We start from the raw sequence: 17,523 nt of genomic DNA, 5'->3' as shown, positions 1-17,523 counted from the left end.
CAGCGTGATTCTGGGGGACATAGCCAAAAAATGCAAGTGATGGCAGATGGCCCGCCTGCGCCATGATCCGCGTGTTGCGTCTTACATGGCAGGGTGGTGATCGGGCAGGGAGGGGCAGGCGCGAAGGGGCCAGGGACTGCGCCTGAAGGGGGCATGGGCTAGGCCCGAAACGAACAAACCTTCCGTGTTGGCGGAAGGTTTGTCAGGGCTGGCGCGCAAACGCCAGCGATTACTTCAGAACGGCGGCGATCGCGGCAGCGACGGTGTCGATATTGCGGCTGTTCAGGGCGGCTACGCAGATGCGGCCGCTGGACACCGCGTACACACCGTGCTCATCGCGCAGGCGGTCCACTTGGGCAGCGGTCAGGCCCGAGTAGGAGAACATGCCGCGTTGTTGCAGCACGAAGCTGAAGTCCTGCGTCACGCCTTGCGCCTTGATCTTCTCGACCAGCTGCTGGCGCATCAGGCGGATGCGGTCGCGCATGGCGTCCAGTTCCTGCTGCCATTCGGCGAACAGTGCGGGCGTGTTGAGTACGGCGGCAACCACGCTGCCGCCGTGGGTCGGCGGGTTGGAGTAGTTGGTGCGAATGACGCGCTTGAGCTGGCTCAGGACGCGGGTGGCTTCGTCCTTGTCGCCGGCGACGGCGGTCAGGGCACCGACGCGCTCGCCATACAGCGAGAACGACTTCGAGAACGAGGAGCTGATCAGCATGGTCAGGCCCATGCTGGCGAACAGACGCACAACCGAAGCGTCTTTTTCCAGGTTTTCGCCAAAGCCTTGGTAGGCGATGTCGAGGAAGGGGACCAGTTTGCGGGCCTTGACGACTTCGGCGATCTGCTTCCACTGCTCGGCCGTGGGGTCCACGCCGGTGGGGTTGTGGCAGCAGGCGTGCAGCACGACGATGGTCTGTTCGGGGGCTGCTTGCAGCGAGGCCAGCATGCCATCGAAATTCAGGCCATGGGTGGCGGCATCGTAATAAGTGTAGGTTTCGACTTTGAAGCCGGCGCGCTCGAACAGGGCGCGGTGGTTTTCCCAGCTCGGGTCGCTGATCAGGACTTTGGATTGCGGCAGCAATTGCTTGAGGAAGTCGGCGCCGACTTTCAGCGCGCCGGTGCCGCCCAGCGTCTGGGTGGTCAGCAAACGGCCTTCGGCAGCCAGCGTGGAATCGGCGCCGAACAGCAGGGCTTGCGCGCCCTTGTTGTAAGCGGCGATGCCTTCGATGGGCAGATAGCCGCGGGCGGCAGCGGCTTCGACACGGGCCAGTTCGGCCTTGCGAACGGCGCCGAGCAGCGGGATGTGTCCCTCATCGTCGTAGTAGACGCCCACGCCCAAATTCACTTTGCCAGGGCGGGTGTCGGCGTTGTACTGCTCGTTCAGACCAAGAATGGGGTCGCGCGGGGCGAGTTCGACGGAAGCGAAGAGGGTGCTCATGGGACTAGATTGAGTGGGTGGACGCACAATCGCGTGCTGTGGATAATGGTGGGTTTACCCTCGGACAAGTCTAGCATGACAGACCCTGGATACGTCGAATTTCCCGGCAGTCCTTTTCAACTCTTTCAGCCCTATGCGCCGGCTGGCGATCAGCCCGCCGCCATTGAGGGACTCGTCCAGGGGGTGGCTGATGGACTGATGTACCAGACCTTGCTTGGCGTCACGGGCTCGGGTAAGACATTTACCATGGCCAACGTGATCGCCCGGCTAGGGCGTCCGGCCTTGGTGCTCGCGCCCAACAAGACCCTGGCGGCGCAGCTTTACGCCGAGATGCGCGATTTCTTTCCCAAGAATGCGGTCGAGTATTTCGTCTCTTACTACGATTACTACCAGCCTGAGGCCTATGTGCCCACGCGCGACCTGTTCATTGAGAAGGATTCCTCAGTCAATGAACATATCGAGCAGATGCGTTTGTCGGCCACCAAGAGCCTGCTGGAACGGCGCGACACCATCATCGTGGGCACGGTGTCCTGCATCTACGGTATCGGCAACCCGGGCGACTACCATGCAATGGTGCTGATCCTGCGCGCAGGAGATCGTATTTCCCGCCGTGAGGTGCTGGCCCGGCTGGTCGCCATGCAGTACACGCGCAACGATGCTGATTTCACGCGCGGCGCGTTCCGCGTTCGCGGTGAAACCATCGACATTTTTCCGGCGGAAAGCCCCGAACTCGCCTTGCGCCTGACGCTATTCGATGATGAGGTTGAAACGCTGGAGCTGTTTGACCCTTTGACCGGCAAGGTGCGTCAAAAGCTGCCGCGTTTTACGGTCTATCCGGGGTCGCATTACGTGACGCCGCGAGAGACGGTGCTGCGCGCCATCGAGACCATCAAGGAAGAGTTGCGCGAACGGCTGTCCACGTTCACGAATGAGGGCAAGCTGCTCGAAGCTCAGCGGATTGAGCAGCGCACTCGTTTCGATCTTGAAATGTTGCAAGAGCTGGGTTTCTGCAAAGGCATTGAAAACTATTCTCGTCATTTATCCGGCGCGGCGCCGGGTGAGCCGCCGCCGACGCTGATTGATTATTTGCCTGCCGATGCCCTGATGTTCATCGACGAAAGTCACGTCACGGTGGGGCAGCTGGGTGGCATGTATCGGGGTGACCGGGCGCGCAAGGAGACACTGGTGCAATATGGTTTCCGCCTGCCTTCGGCCCTGGATAACCGGCCTTTAAGACTAGAGGAGTTCGAAGCCCGCATGCGCCAGTGCGTTTTTGTGTCCGCCACCCCGGCGGATTACGAACGCCAGCATGCCGACAACGTCGTCGAGCAGGTGGTGCGGCCGACAGGCCTGGTTGATCCTGAGGTTGAGGTGCGCCCGGCCCATACTCAGGTGGATGATCTGCTGGGTGAAATCCGCCATCGCGTGGCGCGGCAAGAGCGTGTGCTGGTCACCACGCTGACCAAGCGCATGTCCGAGGACCTGACTGACTTCCTAGCCGAGCACGGGGTGCGGGTGCGATATTTGCACTCGGATATCGACACGGTTGAGCGGGTGGAAATTATCCGGGACCTGCGTCTGGGGGTCTTTGATGTGCTGGTGGGCATCAATCTGTTGCGCGAAGGCCTCGATATTCCAGAGGTGTCGTTGGTGGCCATTCTCGATGCGGACAAGGAGGGTTTTCTGCGTTCTGAGCGCAGCCTGATTCAGACCATAGGCCGCGCCGCCCGCAATCTGCATGGCCATGCCATTTTGTACGCTGACCGGATCACTGACTCGATGCGCCGTGCCATGGATGAGACCAGCCGGCGGCGCAGCAAGCAGTTGCAGCACAACGCAGACCACGGCATTACGGCGCGCGGGGTGAATAAGGCGGTGCGAGAGCTGATCGATGGCGTCATGGCGCCCGCGACCACCCATGACGCGCTCGAAGATGCCGTGCCGCTCGCTGCCCTGACGGATGAAAAAGCGATGGCGCGCGAGATCAAGCGTCTTGAAAAGCTGATGATGGATCATGCCCGCAACCTGGAGTTTGAGCAGGCCGCTGCGGCTCGGGATGCCTTGACCGCGCTCAAAAATCGGCTGCTTCTGGACGGAGTCAGGTGAGGGCTGCCGCCGCCTTGCACACAGGGTGGCGGCGCCAGGAAAGAAGCAGGTATTTGCTTATTGCTACGTGTGCAAAATTCAGGTTCAAAACTGGGGAAATCGAGACAAAAACAACGATTGGCGCCGCCAATTTGTTCGGTAAGTTGTTGTTTTTAATAAATAAAAAATATATTCGCGAGCTTGCTGGCAAAAGCATAAAAAAGCAAAAAATGCTTGCTATATTCCGGGTTTTCCCGCAGACTTCTTCCCATGATGACCAAGGTACTTTTCGTTTGCATGGGCAATATCTGCCGCTCGCCGAGCGCAGAGGGTGTTTTTCGCCACCTGGTGAACGACGCCGGCCTGGCTGAGGTGGTGCAGATCGACTCTGCGGGCACCCACGCATTCCATATCGGCGAGGCGCCGGACGCCCGGGCTGTGGCGGCCGCTCGCAAGCGCGGCTACGACATTAGCCAGCTCCATGCCCGGCAGGTCACGGCGGAAGATTTCCGCGAATTTGACCTCATTCTCTCGATGGACTGGGACAATCTGTCTGCCTTGCAGCAGCAGTGCCCGAAAGCCTATCAGCATAAATTGATGTTGCTGATGCGTTTTGCCAATGATTTTGAAGAAGCCACGGTTCCTGATCCCTATTATGGCGGTCAGGAAGGCTTCGCCAAGGTGCTCGACTACCTTGAGGATGCCTGTCAGGGCGTGTTGGAGCTGGTGCGCAAGCGCGCCACTCAGTATCAGGCGGCCTGATCTCCGGGCGGCTGCCATGGTTGAAAAAACCGCGCCAAGGCGCGGTTTTTTCAACTTGAGATACTTAGCAAATTACTCGGGAATTTGCTATACTTGAGACAATTACTCGGGTATTCATCTCGGGTGCCAAGACCGGGATTGCTGCCTGTATCCGGCAGGCGGGGCCCGGCGGATTCACAGGAAATCACCATGCGGCTAACCACCAAAGGACGTTTCGCCGTGACTGCCATGATCGATCTGGCTATGCGGCAGCATAGCGGTCCGGTCACTCTCGCGGCGATCAGCCAGCGCCAGAATATTTCCCTTTCTTATCTGGAACAGCTGTTCGGCAAGCTGCGCCGCCACGAACTCGTGGACAGCGTGCGTGGTCCGGGCGGCGGTTACTCCCTGGCGCGCCTGGCGCGCAATGTGACGGTGGCTGACATCATTTTTGCGGTGGACGAGCCGCTGGATGCCACCAGTTGCGGCGGCAAGCGGGACTGTACCAGCGGCAACGATGGCAAGCCGGGCAAGTGCATGACGCACGAGCTCTGGGCAACCTTGAACCGCAAGATGGTCGATTACCTGGATTCGGTTTCCCTGCAAGACCTGGTGGATCAGCAGCGCTTGCGCCAATTGCAGGAAGCCAACAATCAAGCCCAAGGCTGTTCGGTGCGCGTCAACCGTGCGGGCGCCAATGCCGCAGCCGCCACGCCTGCCGCCAATGCGGCGGCCACCGTCTAAGAAGCATTAGGAACTGTACTCATGAGCAACCGCCCGATTTACCTGGACTACTCTGCCACGACGCCGGTCGATCCTCGCGTGGTCGAGAAAATGATTCCCTGGCTGTACGACAACTTCGGCAACCCCGCCTCGCGCAGCCATGCTTTCGGCTGGGATGCCGAAGAAGCGGTCGAGAACGCGCGCGTCGAGGTGGCCAAGCTGGTCAATGCCGACCCCCGCGAGATCGTCTGGACCTCCGGCGCCACGGAATCCGATAACCTCGCCATCAAAGGCGCGGCCAATTTCTATGCCGAGCGCGGCAAGCACATCATTACCGTCAAGACCGAGCACAAGGCCGTGCTGGACACCTGTCGCGAGCTGGAGCGCCAGGGCTTCGAAGTGACCTATCTCGATGTCAAGGAAGACGGTCTGCTGGACCTCGACGTTTTCAAGGCCGCTTTGCGTCCTGACACCGTGCTGGTGTCGGTGATGATGGTCAACAACGAAATCGGCGTGATCCAGGACATCGAAACCCTGGGTGAAATCTGCCGTGAAAAAGGCATCATTTTCCACGTTGACGCAGCTCAGGCGACCGGCAAGGTCGAGATCGATCTGCAAAAGCTCAAGGTCGATCTGATGTCCTTCTCGGCCCACAAGACCTATGGCCCCAAAGGCATCGGCGCGCTCTATGTGCGTCGCAAGCCGCGTGTGCGCATCGAAGCGCAGATGCATGGCGGTGGCCATGAGCGCGGCTTTCGTTCGGGCACCCTGGCCACCCATCAGATCGTTGGCATGGGTGAGGCATTCCGCCTGGCGCGCGAAGAAATGGGCACGGAAAACGAGCGCGTGCGCATGTTGCGTGACCGCCTGTTCGCCGGCCTGTCGCAGATCGAAGAGGTTTATGTGAACGGCAGCATGGAGCACCGTGTGCCGCACAATCTGAACATCAGCTTCAACTACGTCGAAGGCGAGTCCCTGATCATGGCGATCAAGGAACTGGCCGTCTCCAGCGGCTCGGCCTGCACCTCGGCCAGCCTGGAGCCTTCCTATGTGCTGCGCGCGCTGGGCCGCAATGACGAACTGGCGCACAGCTCGATCCGTTTTACCCTGGGCCGCTTTACGACCGAACAGGAGGTCGATTTCACGATCGAACTGCTGAAGAGCCGCGTCGGCAAGCTGCGCGATATGTCGCCGCTCTGGGAAATGGCCAAAGAAGGCATCGATCTGAACACCGTGCAATGGGCCGCGCACTGAGCGTGCCGCACACGATAGAACACGTGGAGAATCATCATGGCATATAGCGACAAGGTCCTGGACCACTACGAAAATCCCCGCAACGTCGGTTCTTTCGAAAAGGGCGACGACTCCGTTGGCACCGGCATGGTCGGCGCGCCGGCCTGTGGTGACGTCATGAAGCTGCAGATCAAGGTCAATAGCGCAGGCGTGATCGAAGACGCGCGCTTCAAGACCTACGGTTGCGGTTCGGCCATCGCCTCCAGCTCGCTGGTGACCGAGTGGGTCAAGGGTAAGACCCTGGATCAGGCTCTGTCCATCCGCAATACCCAGATCGCCGAAGAACTGGCGTTGCCGCCGGTCAAAATCCACTGCTCCATCTTGGCCGAAGACGCCATCAAGGCGGCGGTTCAGGATTACAAAACCAAGCACGGCGCGGCCGAGGCTGTTACGGCAGACTGATATGGCCGTCACCCTGACCCAACAAGCGGCCAATCACGTCAGCCGCTATCTGCAAAAGCGCGGTAAAGGGATCGGGCTGCGCCTGGGCGTGCGCACGACCGGGTGCTCGGGCATGGCGTACAAGCTCGAGTATGTGGACGATCCTGATGCCGAGGATGTGGTGTTCGAGAGCTTTGGCGTGAAGGTTTTTGTAGACCCAAAAAGCCTGGCCTATCTGGAAGGCACTGAGCTGGATTACGCCCGCGAAGGTCTGAACGAAGGCTTCAAGTTCAGCAATCCTAACGAAAAGGCGACCTGCGGCTGCGGCGAGTCGTTCACGGTGTAAACCTTGGCCGCTGACGATTATTTCAGTCTGTTTGGTTTGCCTTCTAAGTTTGCGATCGACGCTCAGGCCCTCGAAGAGGCCTGGCGTCTCGTGGCGGCGCGGGTGCACCCTGACCGCTACGCCACGGCCAGCGCCGCTGAGCGCAGGGTGGCGATGCAGTGGGCGGCCCGCGCGAATGAGGCTTACCGTCTGTTGCGTGATCCTATGCTGCGCGCCCGCTATCTGTGCGAGTCGGCAGGCAGAGACTTGCAGACCGAGAGCAATACGGCGATGGCTCCGGCCTTTCTGATGCAGCAGATGGAATGGCGCGAGATGCTCGATGATGCCCGTCACGATGAGCGGGCCCGAGCGGCTTTGGGCGAGGAGCTGGAGCAGGCGCGTGAGGCGATGCGCGCCTCGCTCGCCGAGCTGATCGACACGCGTCAAGACTATGCCGCCGCCGGCCAGAAAGTGCGGGAATGGATGTTCATCGAGAAACTGGCCCAGGAATTGGCGGCCGTCCAGCCCTAGTGGCGGCCCCGCTCTCAGCGACAAATACAACAATGGCTTTATTGCAGATTTCTGAACCCGGAGAGTCCCCCGCACCGCACCAGCGACGTCTGGCGGTGGGGATAGATCTGGGTACGACTCATTCTTTGGTAGCGGCGGTGCGCAGCAGCGTGCCCGAGGTTTTGTTGGATGCCGATGGCCAGGCTTTGCTGCCTTCGGCCGTGCGCTATCTGCCGGGCGGACGCGTCATGATCGGCCGTGGCGCTCTGCCGCATCAGGCCAGCGATCCGCTCAATACGGTGGTGTCCGTCAAGCGTTTCATGGGCCGCTCGGCCGATGATGCGCGCGCGAGCGGCGCCCCGTATGAGTTTGTCGATGCGCCGGGTATGTTGCGCTTGCGCACCCTGCATGGCGATCTGAGTCCCGTCGAGGTGTCGGCGCAGATTCTGGCGACCTTGCGTCAGCGCGCCGAGGATGTCTTGGGCGATGACCTGGTCGGAGCCGTGATTACGGTGCCGGCCTATTTCGACGATGCGCAGCGCCAGGCGACGCGCGATGCCGCCAAGCTGGCTGGTCTGAATGTGCTGCGTCTGTTGAACGAGCCGACGGCCGCGGCGATCGCCTATGGGCTGGATCGGGCTGCCGAGGGGGTTTATGCGGTCTATGACCTGGGCGGCGGCACCTTCGATATTTCCATTCTGCGCTTGAGCAAGGGCGTGTTTGAAGTGATTGCCACCGGCGGCGATACCGCTTTGGGGGGGGATGATTTCGACCATGCCATCGTGGCCGATCTGGTGTCTGCCGAGGCCTTGGAATCTTTGTCGATGTCCGACCGCCGCAGCCTTCTGGTGGCGGCGCGGGCAGCGCGTGAAACCCTGACCGATGCCGACGATGCGCCCATGACGTTGACGCTGGACAGCGGGCGGGTGATTAACGCGACGCTCACGCGGGCGCACTTCGAAACGCTGGCCGCCGGGTTGGTTGAACGCACCTTGCAGGCGGCGCGACGCGCCCTGCGGGATGCTGGGCTGGCCTTGGGTGATGTGCAGGGCGTCGTCATGGTGGGTGGCGCGACGCGCATGCCCGTCGTGCGCCGCGCGGTGGGCGAATTTTTCGGCACCTCGCCGCTGACCGATCTCGATCCTGACCGTGTCGTCGCGCTGGGCGCAGCCTTGCAGGCCAATCTGCTGGCCGGCAATCGGGCGCCGGGCGAGGACTGGTTGCTGTTGGACGTGACGCCTTTGTCGTTGGGCCTGGAAACCATGGGTGGGCTGGTGGAGCGCGTCATTCCGCGCAACAGCACCATTCCCGTGGCGCGGGCTCAGGAGTTCACGACATTCAAGGACGGCCAGACCGCGATGAGCGTGCACGTCGTGCAAGGTGAGCGCGATCTGGTGAGCGATTGCCGCTCGCTGGCGCGCTTCGAGCTGCGCGGCATTCCGCCCATGGTGGCGGGCGCGGCCCGCATCCGCGTGACCTTTCAGGTCGATGCCGACGGCTTGCTTAGCGTGACAGCGAGCGAGCAGAGCACGGGCGTCGAGGCGGCCGTGACAGTCAAGCCCTCTTATGGCCTGTCCGATGATGAGATCACGCGCATGTTGTCGGAAAGCGTCTCGCACGCCGATGACGATGCGCGCGCGCGCATGCTGCGCGAACAACAGGTCGAGGCCCGTCAACTGGTGGAGTCCGTCAGTGCGGCGCTAGCCGTTGATGGCGATCTGCTGAACGCCGACGAGCGCGCCGTGGTTGACGCTGCGTTGGCCGCCGCCGCTGCGGCGCAAAACGCCGCCGAAGTGGATGCGGTGCGTCAGGCGGTTCAGGCGCTGTCTGATGCCACCGAGGATTTCGCCGCCCGCCGCATGGATCGCAGCATCCGTGCCGCGCTGGCCGGCCGTAAACTGGACGAACTTGCTTAATCGACCCCATGCCGAAACTGACTGTATTGCCTCATCCCGAGTTGTGCCCTGAGGGTGCCGTGATCGATGACGCGCCGACAGGCGTGTCGATTTGCCGGGTTTTGCTCGATAACCATATCGACATCGATCATGCTTGCGAGCTGTCCTGTGCCTGCACGACCTGCCACGTCGTGGTGCGTCAGGGTTACGCATCGCTGGAAGAAGCCAGCGATAACGAGGAAGACCTGCTGGATAAGGCCTGGGGCCTGACTTCGGTGTCTCGTCTGTCTTGCCAGGCCATTGTTGCCGACGAGGATTTGACGGTCGAGATTCCGAAATACACCATCAACCATGCCAAGGAAGATCACTGATGAAGTGGATAGACACTTATCAGATTGCCGAGGCTCTGGTGGATACCCATCCCGATGTGGACCCCAAGACGGTGCGTTTCACGCAGTTGCGCGATTGGGTGCTGGCCTTGCCCGGCTTTGACGATGATCCCGCCCGGTCGGGCGAGAAGATTCTCGAGGCCATCCAGATGGCCTGGATTGAAGAAGCCGAGTAAACGCGGTTTGCCCGATATCCCGCCTTGTGCGGGATTTTGCTGTTTGGGCCGGTGTCATGAGACGGCGTGCCCGCGGCGGTATCATTGCATTTTTCTTCCGTGTGACGACTCATCATGACCGTGTCTTCTTTGCGTTTCGGCCTGGCCGCCAACCGCCTGCATCACGAGACGCCCGATGCCGCGCTGTTCAACTGGTTGCGGGCCAGCGGGGCTTCCATTCGTGAAATGGGTATTGAGCTGCATACCGTGGGGCGGACACACGACGCCATCGTGCGCGAGGGCATGCTACAGGGGTATCGCGGCTTGATCCGCTATCCCTACGGGCGCGAGGGCGGTCTGATGAAGCTCGTGGCCCGAGTGACCCAGGGGCGCGATGGTCAGGCTCCCTTCGATGGCGCCATCTATTTGATTGATCCGGTTGATCCTTCGTCGATTTTCCCGGAGGCGCTTGCGCTCAAACGCCAATGCATCACGCATGGCCGTCCGTTCATTTCGACGCTGGCGGGCGCGATTGAGTGGATCGAGATCGAGCGTGTGCTGGCAGGGTTGGCGCCTGATCCCGCCCTGAACCGCTTGTTCCGTTTTGAGGGGCAGACGCTGGCCATGATCGCTCACGATGCGCTTAAAGACGAGATGATGGCGTTTGCCGACGCCAATTTCGATGTGCTCTCGCAGTTTGCGCGGCGCGTGGCGACGGGTACGACGGGCGGGCGGCTCAATGAGCTGGCCTGGTCGCGCGGCTGGCCCAAGGATCAGCCCTGGGTGACGCGCTATCTGAGCGGTCCATTGGGCGGCGATGCACAAATCGCCGAACTGGTGTTGGAGCATCAATGCCAGCGCGTGATTTTCTTTGAAGATCCGCATGTGGCGCGTCAGCATGAGGCGGATATTCAGCTTCTCGAGCGTGCGGTGCGCGTTGTGACCGAGTCGGCCATTTGCGCTACGTCGCCATCTGTGGCGCGGCGCTGGGCCGACGCGGTGCGCCGTCATCAGGCGCAGTCCAAGGCGTAGTCAGAAAGGGCGGCGCAAGGGCAGCGCGAGGGGCCGTCCGCTGCTCAGCGCGGCCTGCGCTGCCAGGCCAGCAGGCCGCAGGCCAGCGCCAGAATGAGCTGTACCATCGCTATGGGCAGCAGGAAGTCCAGCTTACCGTCGGCGCCAACCAGGCTGGCGCGGCTCATCCAGAGCAAGCAGGCCAGCACGGCGCTGGCGAGCAGCACCGCGCAAGCCGCACAACAAAACAGAAAGCCGCGCCGCGCCAGCCCTCTAGACCGGCGGCGGCGCGGCAAAACGAGATAAAGCCCAAGCGCCACGAAGCCTGCAAGCAAGAGGATCTTGGCCAGCATCGCGGCGCCTGCCTCAGTCTTCGCGGCGCAGGTGCGGGAACAGAATTACGTCGCGGATGCTGGGGCTGTCGGTCAGCAGCATCACCAGACGATCGATGCCGATGCCGCAGCCGCCCGTGGGGGGCATGCCGTATTCCAATGCGCGGATATAGTCGGCATCGAAATACATGGCTTCTTCGTCGCCCGCGTCTTTGGCTTCGACCTGGGCCTGAAAGCGTGCCGCTTGGTCTTCGGGATCGTTCAGTTCGGAGAAGCCGTTGGCGATTTCACGGCCCGTGATGAAGAGCTCAAAGCGTTCGGTGATGCCTTCGCGCTTGTCGGAGGCGCGAGCCAGCGGCGAGACTTCGACCGGGTAATCGACGATAAAGGTCGGCTCCCAGAGTTTGGACTCGGCCGTTTCTTCGAACAGGGCGAGTTGCAGAGCACCCACACCGGCGCGTGCGAGCACCGGGCCGTTGACGTCGGCGCCAAATTTCTTCAGTTCGGCGCGCAGGAAGTCCGCGTCGTCGAGTTGGGGCTGGTTGTAATGCGGGGCATGTTTGAGAATGGCTTCGCAGATCGTCAGGCGCGCGAACGGCTTGGACAGATCGAGTTCACGCTCTTGATAGGTCAGTACGGCGCTGCCCGTGGCGGTGATGGCCGCCTGGCGGATCAGGCTTTCGGTGAAGTCCATGATCCAGCGATACTCCGCATAGGCGGCGTAGAACTCCATCATGGTGAACTCAGGGTTGTGGCGCGGGCTTACCCCTTCGTTGCGGAAGTTGCGGTTGATCTCGAACACGCGGTCAAAGCCACCGACGACCAGGCGCTTGAGATAAAGCTCGGGCGCGATGCGCAGGTACATTTCCATGTCCAGCGCATTGTGATGGGTGACGAATGGCTTGGCCGCGGCGCCGCCCGGAATCGGGTGCAGCATGGGCGTTTCGACTTCCAGGAAGTCGGCAGCCAGCATGGCCTGGCGGATGCCGCCGATGGCCTTGCTGCGCGCCTCGAAGGTGCGGCGCGTGGAGTCGGTCATGATGAGATCGACGTAGCGCTGGCGGTAGCGCAATTCCTGGTCGGACACACCATGGAATTTGTCGGGGAGCGGGCGCAGCGACTTCGACAGCAAGCGGGCGCTGGTGGCATGCACCGAGAGCTCGCCCTTGTTGGTCTTGAACATCGTGCCTTCGATGGCGATGATGTCACCGATATCCCATTGCTTAAAGGCCGCATAGACCTCTTCGCCCAGCGAGCCGCGTTCCAGGTAAAGCTGGATGCGGCCGCTGCCGTCTTGCAGGGTGGCGAAGCTGGCTTTGCCCATCACGCGTTTGAGCATCATTCGCCCAGCCACCTTGACGCGCACGGCGGCATCGACCAGAGCTTGCGGGTCCTGGTCGTCGTATTTGTCGTGCAGCTGCGCGGCGCGCGCGTCCGGAACGAAGTCGTTCGGGTACGCGACACCCGCTTCGCGCAGTTTGGCCAGCTTGGCGCGCCTTTCGGCGATCAAGCGGTTTTCATCCTGGGCGGTGGGCAAGTGATCAGTCATGATGGGTCATTGGTAATTGCGGATATCGTCGATTTCGGTCTGGCCGAAATCATCGCGATCGAGGAAGGCGAGAATGCGGCTGGCCACATCTGCCGGGGCGGCCAGCTTGCCGCTGGAATGGAAGTCCTGGAATCGGGCCAGGTCCGGGAAGGACGAGGGGGCGCTGGAGCGGATGTCGGCTTGCATGCCAGTGTCGACAATGCCGGGGGCCAGCGACACGACGCGCACCCCTGTCGGGCCGTGTTCTTTGTTGAGCACGCGGCTGTACATGTCGAGCGCGGCCTTGGTGGCGCAGTACACCCCCCAGCCGGCGGTGGGGTTACGCCCTGCGCCCGAGGATACATTGATGATGCGGCGGTCGGCCTGCAGGCCTTCGACGGCCTGCAAGAAGCGGCTGGTGAGTAGCATCACGGCCGTGACGTTGAGCGTGAAAGCCTGGGTGATCGCGGCGCTGTCATCGAGTGCGCCGGTGTTGGCCACCGGGTGCACCGTGCCAGCGTTGTTGATGAGCACATAGCGTTTGGCGTCACGCGGGATGACTAGCGATTGCGCCACATCGGCAGCGGCCTGGGCATCGGAGAGATCGACCTGGATTTCGGTTAGGCTGATGCCAGCCGCAAGGGCCAGCTCGGCCAGTTCCGGGTCAGCGCGGCGCGCCAGTGTGACGAGCCGGGTGCCCGGTCTGAGCAGGCCGCGCGCCAAGGCGGCGCCCAGGCCACGCGAGGCGCCGGTCAGGATGGCGAACGTTTCGGTCATGATGCAGGACTCCTCAGGGTGGAGACGGCAGGGCGCGAGGCCCTGCGGGATCAAACGCCTTGCTTCAGGCTGGCCTGGATGAAGGGGTCCAGGTCGCCGTCCAGCACTTTCTGCGTGTTGGAGATTTCGACGTTGGTGCGCAGATCTTTGATGCGGCTCTGGTCCAGGACGTACGAGCGGATCTGATGGCCCCAGCCCACATCGGTCTTGGAGTCTTCGAGTTTCTGCTGCTCAGCCATGCGTTTGCGCATTTCGAGTTCGTACAGCTTGGACTTCAGCATCTGCATCGCTTCGGCGCGGTTGCGGTGTTGCGAGCGGTCGTTCTGGCACTGAACCACGATGCCGGAAGGCATGTGCGTGATCCGCACGGCCGAGTCAGTTTTGTTGATGTGCTGACCGCCCGCGCCGCTGGCGCGGTAGGTATCGACGCGCAGATCGGCAGGGTTGACCTCGACCTCGAAGGACTCATCGACCTCGGGGTAGACGAAGACGCTGGCGAAGGAGGTGTGACGCCCGCCGGAGGAGTCGAAGGGGCTCTTGCGGACCAGGCGGTGCACGCCGGTTTCGGTGCGCAGATAACCGAAAGCATATTCGCCTTCGAGCTTGATCGTGGCCGATTTGATACCCGCGATTTCGCCTTCGGATTCTTCGAGCACCTCGGCTTTGAAGCCTTTGCGCTCGGCGTACTTCAGGTACTGGCGCAGCAGCATGGAGGCCCAATCCTGGGCTTCGGTGCCGCCGGCGCCGGCCTGGATGTCCAGGAAGCAGTTCAGCGGGTCGGCCGGATTGGAGAACATGCGGCGGAACTCGAGGCCTTCGAGCCGTTCCTGGAAGGTGTTGGCGTCGTTTTCGATGGATTCGAGCGTGGCGTCATCTTCGTCGGCGGCGGCCAGCTCGAAGAGCTCGAGTGCGTCGGCCACGCCCTGTCCGAGTTCGGTCAGCGTTTGCACAACGTCTTCGAGCGATTTTTTTTCACGGCCCAGATCCTGGGCGTGCTTGGGATCGTTCCAGACCGCCGGGTCTTCGAGTTCGGCGTTTACGACGTGCAGGCGTTCGGTTTTGGCATCGTAGTCAAAGATACCTCCGTAGAGCCTGTTCGCGCTCCGCGTAGTCGGCGAGGCGGGCGGCGATCTGGTTCTGACGTTCGGCTTCCATGAGTGATCCTGGTGACTTTTGTGCGAAACCTAGCATTTTAACGTGCTTGGGCCGGAGCAGGTGCTCCGGCCCGTTTATGGGTGTGGCGCAGCTTCGCGCAAGGCGCTCAGGCCGCCCCGGCGTACTCGATGACCAACTGCGCCGACACCAGTCCGTTCCAGACGTTTTGCTCCAGTCGATAGGCGGCCTGAATATGCTCGGGCAGCATCTCGTCGTGGCCAAACCAGATGGCGTCAAAGTGCTGGCCGTTGCGCTCCAGGGAGAGCTTGAGGTGTTTTTCGCCGACGAGCCGCTGGCTGCGGACGATGAACTCGTCGAGAAACAGCGGGGCGGCGAAACCGGCGCCCCAGACCTGCTGCTGCAACATGCCCGCCACTTCGGCATTGGCATAGCCGCTTTCCAGCGAGCCATCGGTTTCCAGCAGGGGTTCGAAGTGGTCGCGGCCGGTCAATTCGCGTACGGCGGCATCGAAGGCGGGTGCGAAGGCGGTATAGCCGTCTATGCCCAAGGTGAGGCCGGCGGCCATGGCATGGCCGCCGAATTTGCGGATCAGGCCAGGATGGCGCTTGGAGACGAGATCCAGGGCATCGCGCAGGTGGACGTCGGGAATCGAACGCCCCGAACCTCGGATTTCGTCATCGCCTGCGGGGGCGAAGGCCAGGGTGGGGCGCCAGAATTTTTCTTTCAGGCGCGAGGCGACCAGGCCCACGACGCCCTGGTGCCAGGACGGGTCAAAGACGCAGACGGTGGCGCCTGCGGCCGCATCCGGCGCCTCCATGGCGGCCATGGCCTGTTCGCGCATTTCGGCTTCGATGCCGCGGCGCTCGCGGTTGATGGCGTCGAGTTCGCGCGCCATGCGCAGCGCCTGATCTTCGTCGTCGGTGCTCAGACAGGCGATGCCCAGACTCATGTCGGCCAGCCTGCCGGCGGCATTGATGCGCGGGCCGAGCGCGAAGCCCAGGTCAAAGCCGCTGGCCGATCGCGGCTCGCGCCCGGCCACGGCAAACAAGGCGCGCAGGCCCGGCTGCATTCGGCCCGAACGCATGCGCAGCAGGCCCTGTGTGACGAGCAGGCGGTTGTTGGCATCGAGTTTGACCACGTCCGCCACCGTGCCCAGAGCGACCAGATCCGAGAGCGCATCCAGGCGCGGGCCGCCATCGGCGGCATAGACGCCTCGGCGGCGCAGTTCGGCCCTCAGTGCCAGCATCATGTAGAAGATCACGCCCACACCGGCCAGGTTCTTGGACGGAAAGCCGCAGCCGGGCTGGTTCGGGTTGACGATGGCCAGGGCCTCGGGCAAGGTGTCGCCCGGCAGGTGGTGGTCGGTGATGACGACGCCGATGCCCGCCGCATTGGCCGCCGCGACGCCGTCCACGCTGGCGATGCCATTATCGACGGTGATGATGATGTCCGGCTTGCCGGCGCGGTGCGCCACGGCCAGGTCCACCACGGCGGGCGACAGGCCGTAGCCGGTCTCGAAGCGATTGGGCACCAGAAAATCGACGTCGGCGCCCATGGCGCTCAGGGCCCGCAGCCCTACCGCGCAGGCGGTCGCACCGTCGCAGTCGTAGTCGGCGACGATCAGGAGGCGTTTGCCGGCCTGAATGGCGTCGGCCAGCACCGTGGCCGCGTGGCCGGAGTGGGTGAGGGCGCCTGGAGGCAGCAGGGCAGGCCAGGCCATTTTGGTCTGGGCGGGGTCGGTCACGCCGCGCGCGGCCCAGAGCCGGGCGAGCAGGGGGTGAATACCCGCCGCCTCCAAGGCTAGGCTGGCGGGCAGGTCGGGACTGCGGACGGTTAAGCGGGGTGTGACCACCAGGCGCTCCAATTATGTTTGGGTGCGGGCAGCCATTTGGCCAGGCCCGAGCGTGGTTTGAGGGTGAGACGGGTCTGGCGATCGCGGCCCAGCAGGGTGAGATCGAGCGCCCGCAGCGGCCATCCCTGGGCATCTGCGAGCGGTTTGAACCGTTCGCGGTCCAGCGTCGCCAGGGCCTGTAGCCAGCCGCCCCAGTCGGCGGCGCGCGCTAGCGCGTCGAGTTCGGGCCAGACCTGAGCCTGCGGTGTTCTGATCGGCCAGGGGCGAGCGCCGCCGTAGAGCCAGAGCCCGTTGACCTCGGGCACGCCTCGGGCGGCGCGGGCCTCATTGACCGGGTGTTCGTGCCAGGCCATCTGAATCTCATTGAGAAAGCGGCGCCACGGACGGTTGGCGGCATCCTGCGTCCACCAGTGTTGCAGACGGTCGCCGGCAACCGCAAGCGGGCTGGCGGCCCGGGGGACGAGGCCCGCGGGCAGACGCAGGCGCCAGCGCTGCGGGTGGAGGATCTCGGCGCCGAACTGGCCGTCCTCTAGCAAGGGCTGGATGGCTTCGAATAGTCCGGCGCTCTCTTCGGGTCGCAGATCCATCAGGCCAGGGTCGAGCAGCACGGCGGAATCCGCGCCCAGGGCCAGATGCACTAGATCGCCCAGCCAGACGGCCTCGCTTCCCTGAGCTTGCGCCAGCAGCGGCCCTAAGCCTGCTCCCAAGGGCAGGCCTGGCTCGGGCTGATAGCCCGCCGCCTGCAATTGCCAGCCTTCATAGGCGGTGCAGCCATGGGTGCGCGGGTCGAAACGAGAGGGCAGAGCCTGAGCCAGCGTCAGCCAGCGGCTGAAAACGGGCGCGTAATCGGGAAGGTGGCGCGCCAGTTCGCTGGCGGCGGCGAGATCGGGCAGGGCGCCGGGGATGACGATATACATGCCCAGATTGTAGTCGCCAAGCGGCATGGGTCGGCGGCAAAGACTCGGTCATACAGTCGGT

The 17,523-nt window shown here is 62.8% G+C and carries 18 protein-coding genes; 11 read left to right on the top strand and 7 right to left on the bottom strand.

Annotated elements, in window-relative coordinates:
• Positions 1-229: 229 nt before the first annotated feature.
• Positions 230-1,432, bottom strand: a complete 1,203-nt coding sequence (locus U0029_RS10525; protein ID WP_114851914.1) for an amino acid aminotransferase — start codon at positions 1,430-1,432, stop codon at positions 230-232.
• Positions 1,433-1,507: 75 nt separating this feature from the next.
• On the opposite strand from U0029_RS10525, the gene uvrB reads away from it, so the two are divergent.
• From uvrB to U0029_RS10470, 11 genes are all read left to right on the top strand, one after another.
• Positions 1,508-3,538, top strand: coding sequence for an excinuclease ABC subunit UvrB (gene uvrB / locus U0029_RS10520; RefSeq protein ID WP_114851938.1), 2,031 nt, complete (start codon positions 1,508-1,510; stop codon positions 3,536-3,538).
• Positions 3,539-3,787: 249 nt separating this feature from the next.
• The gene (locus U0029_RS10515; protein WP_012417183.1) at positions 3,788-4,279 is read left to right on the top strand and encodes a low molecular weight protein-tyrosine-phosphatase; all 492 of its coding nucleotides are present in this window, start codon (positions 3,788-3,790) and stop codon (positions 4,277-4,279) included.
• A gap of 189 nt (positions 4,280-4,468) precedes the next feature.
• Positions 4,469-5,002: a Fe-S cluster assembly transcriptional regulator IscR gene (gene iscR, locus U0029_RS10510; protein ID WP_012417184.1), complete on the top strand. Its 534-nt coding sequence runs from the start codon at positions 4,469-4,471 to the stop codon at positions 5,000-5,002.
• Between the two features lie 21 nt (positions 5,003-5,023).
• On the top strand, positions 5,024-6,235 hold the full coding sequence (locus tag U0029_RS10505) for an IscS subfamily cysteine desulfurase (protein ID WP_012417185.1): 1,212 nt from the start codon (positions 5,024-5,026) through the stop codon (positions 6,233-6,235).
• Positions 6,236-6,271: 36 nt separating this feature from the next.
• Complete coding sequence (gene iscU / locus U0029_RS10500; RefSeq protein ID WP_114851915.1) at positions 6,272-6,676, top strand: Fe-S cluster assembly scaffold IscU; 405 nt, start codon at positions 6,272-6,274, stop codon at positions 6,674-6,676.
• A gap of 1 nt (position 6,677) precedes the next feature.
• Entirely contained in the window at positions 6,678-7,001 is a 324-nt protein-coding gene (iscA, locus tag U0029_RS10495; protein WP_012417187.1) for an iron-sulfur cluster assembly protein IscA, read from the top strand.
• Positions 7,002-7,004: 3 nt separating this feature from the next.
• Positions 7,005-7,511, top strand: a complete 507-nt coding sequence (hscB, locus tag U0029_RS10490; RefSeq protein WP_114851916.1) for a Fe-S protein assembly co-chaperone HscB — start codon at positions 7,005-7,007, stop codon at positions 7,509-7,511.
• Between the two features lie 32 nt (positions 7,512-7,543).
• Positions 7,544-9,406: a Fe-S protein assembly chaperone HscA gene (hscA, locus tag U0029_RS10485; protein ID WP_114851917.1), complete on the top strand. Its 1,863-nt coding sequence runs from the start codon at positions 7,544-7,546 to the stop codon at positions 9,404-9,406.
• Between the two features lie 8 nt (positions 9,407-9,414).
• Positions 9,415-9,756: an ISC system 2Fe-2S type ferredoxin gene (gene fdx, locus U0029_RS10480; protein ID WP_012417190.1), complete on the top strand. Its 342-nt coding sequence runs from the start codon at positions 9,415-9,417 to the stop codon at positions 9,754-9,756.
• Entirely contained in the window at positions 9,756-9,950 is a 195-nt protein-coding gene (iscX, locus tag U0029_RS10475) for a Fe-S cluster assembly protein IscX (RefSeq protein WP_012417191.1), read from the top strand. The genes fdx and iscX overlap by 1 nt, the downstream gene beginning before the upstream one ends.
• A gap of 114 nt (positions 9,951-10,064) precedes the next feature.
• A complete protein-coding gene (locus U0029_RS10470; protein ID WP_114851918.1) occupies positions 10,065-10,961 on the top strand; it encodes a methylglyoxal synthase in 897 nt (298 codons plus the stop codon).
• Positions 10,962-11,005: 44 nt separating this feature from the next.
• Here the strand turns inward: U0029_RS10470 and U0029_RS10465 are convergent, their stop codons facing one another.
• The 6 genes from U0029_RS10465 to U0029_RS10440 form a co-directional block, all read right to left on the bottom strand.
• Positions 11,006-11,293, bottom strand: a complete 288-nt coding sequence (locus U0029_RS10465; protein WP_114851919.1) for a hypothetical protein — start codon at positions 11,291-11,293, stop codon at positions 11,006-11,008.
• 13 nt (positions 11,294-11,306) lie between these two features.
• A complete protein-coding gene (gene lysS / locus U0029_RS10460; protein ID WP_114851920.1) occupies positions 11,307-12,821 on the bottom strand; it encodes a lysine--tRNA ligase in 1,515 nt (504 codons plus the stop codon).
• A gap of 6 nt (positions 12,822-12,827) precedes the next feature.
• Positions 12,828-13,577: an SDR family oxidoreductase gene (locus U0029_RS10455; RefSeq protein WP_012417195.1), complete on the bottom strand. Its 750-nt coding sequence runs from the start codon at positions 13,575-13,577 to the stop codon at positions 12,828-12,830.
• Positions 13,578-13,627: 50 nt separating this feature from the next.
• Positions 13,628-14,732, bottom strand: a protein-coding gene (gene prfB / locus U0029_RS10450) for a peptide chain release factor 2 (RefSeq protein ID WP_012417196.1) whose coding sequence is annotated in 2 segments (ribosomal slippage) — positions 13,628-14,650 and positions 14,652-14,732 — 1,104 coding nt in all. Because the reading frame shifts where the segments join, the coding sequence is not laid out codon by codon here.
• Between the two features lie 106 nt (positions 14,733-14,838).
• Positions 14,839-16,545: a single-stranded-DNA-specific exonuclease RecJ gene (gene recJ, locus U0029_RS10445; protein ID WP_114851939.1), complete on the bottom strand. Its 1,707-nt coding sequence runs from the start codon at positions 16,543-16,545 to the stop codon at positions 14,839-14,841.
• Positions 16,527-17,462 (bottom strand): hypothetical protein, encoded by a 936-nt coding sequence (locus tag U0029_RS10440; protein ID WP_039051399.1) that lies wholly within the window; start codon positions 17,460-17,462, stop codon positions 16,527-16,529. Before U0029_RS10440 ends, recJ begins: the two co-directional genes overlap by 19 nt.
• Positions 17,463-17,523 lie beyond the last annotated feature (61 nt).

It is taken from the genome of Bordetella avium (assembly GCF_034424645.1).
Lineage (GTDB): Bacteria > Pseudomonadota > Gammaproteobacteria > Burkholderiales > Burkholderiaceae_B > Bordetella > Bordetella avium.
The sequence above is the reverse complement of the archived record's forward strand: the minus strand, read 5'-3'. Positions and strand labels throughout refer to the sequence as shown.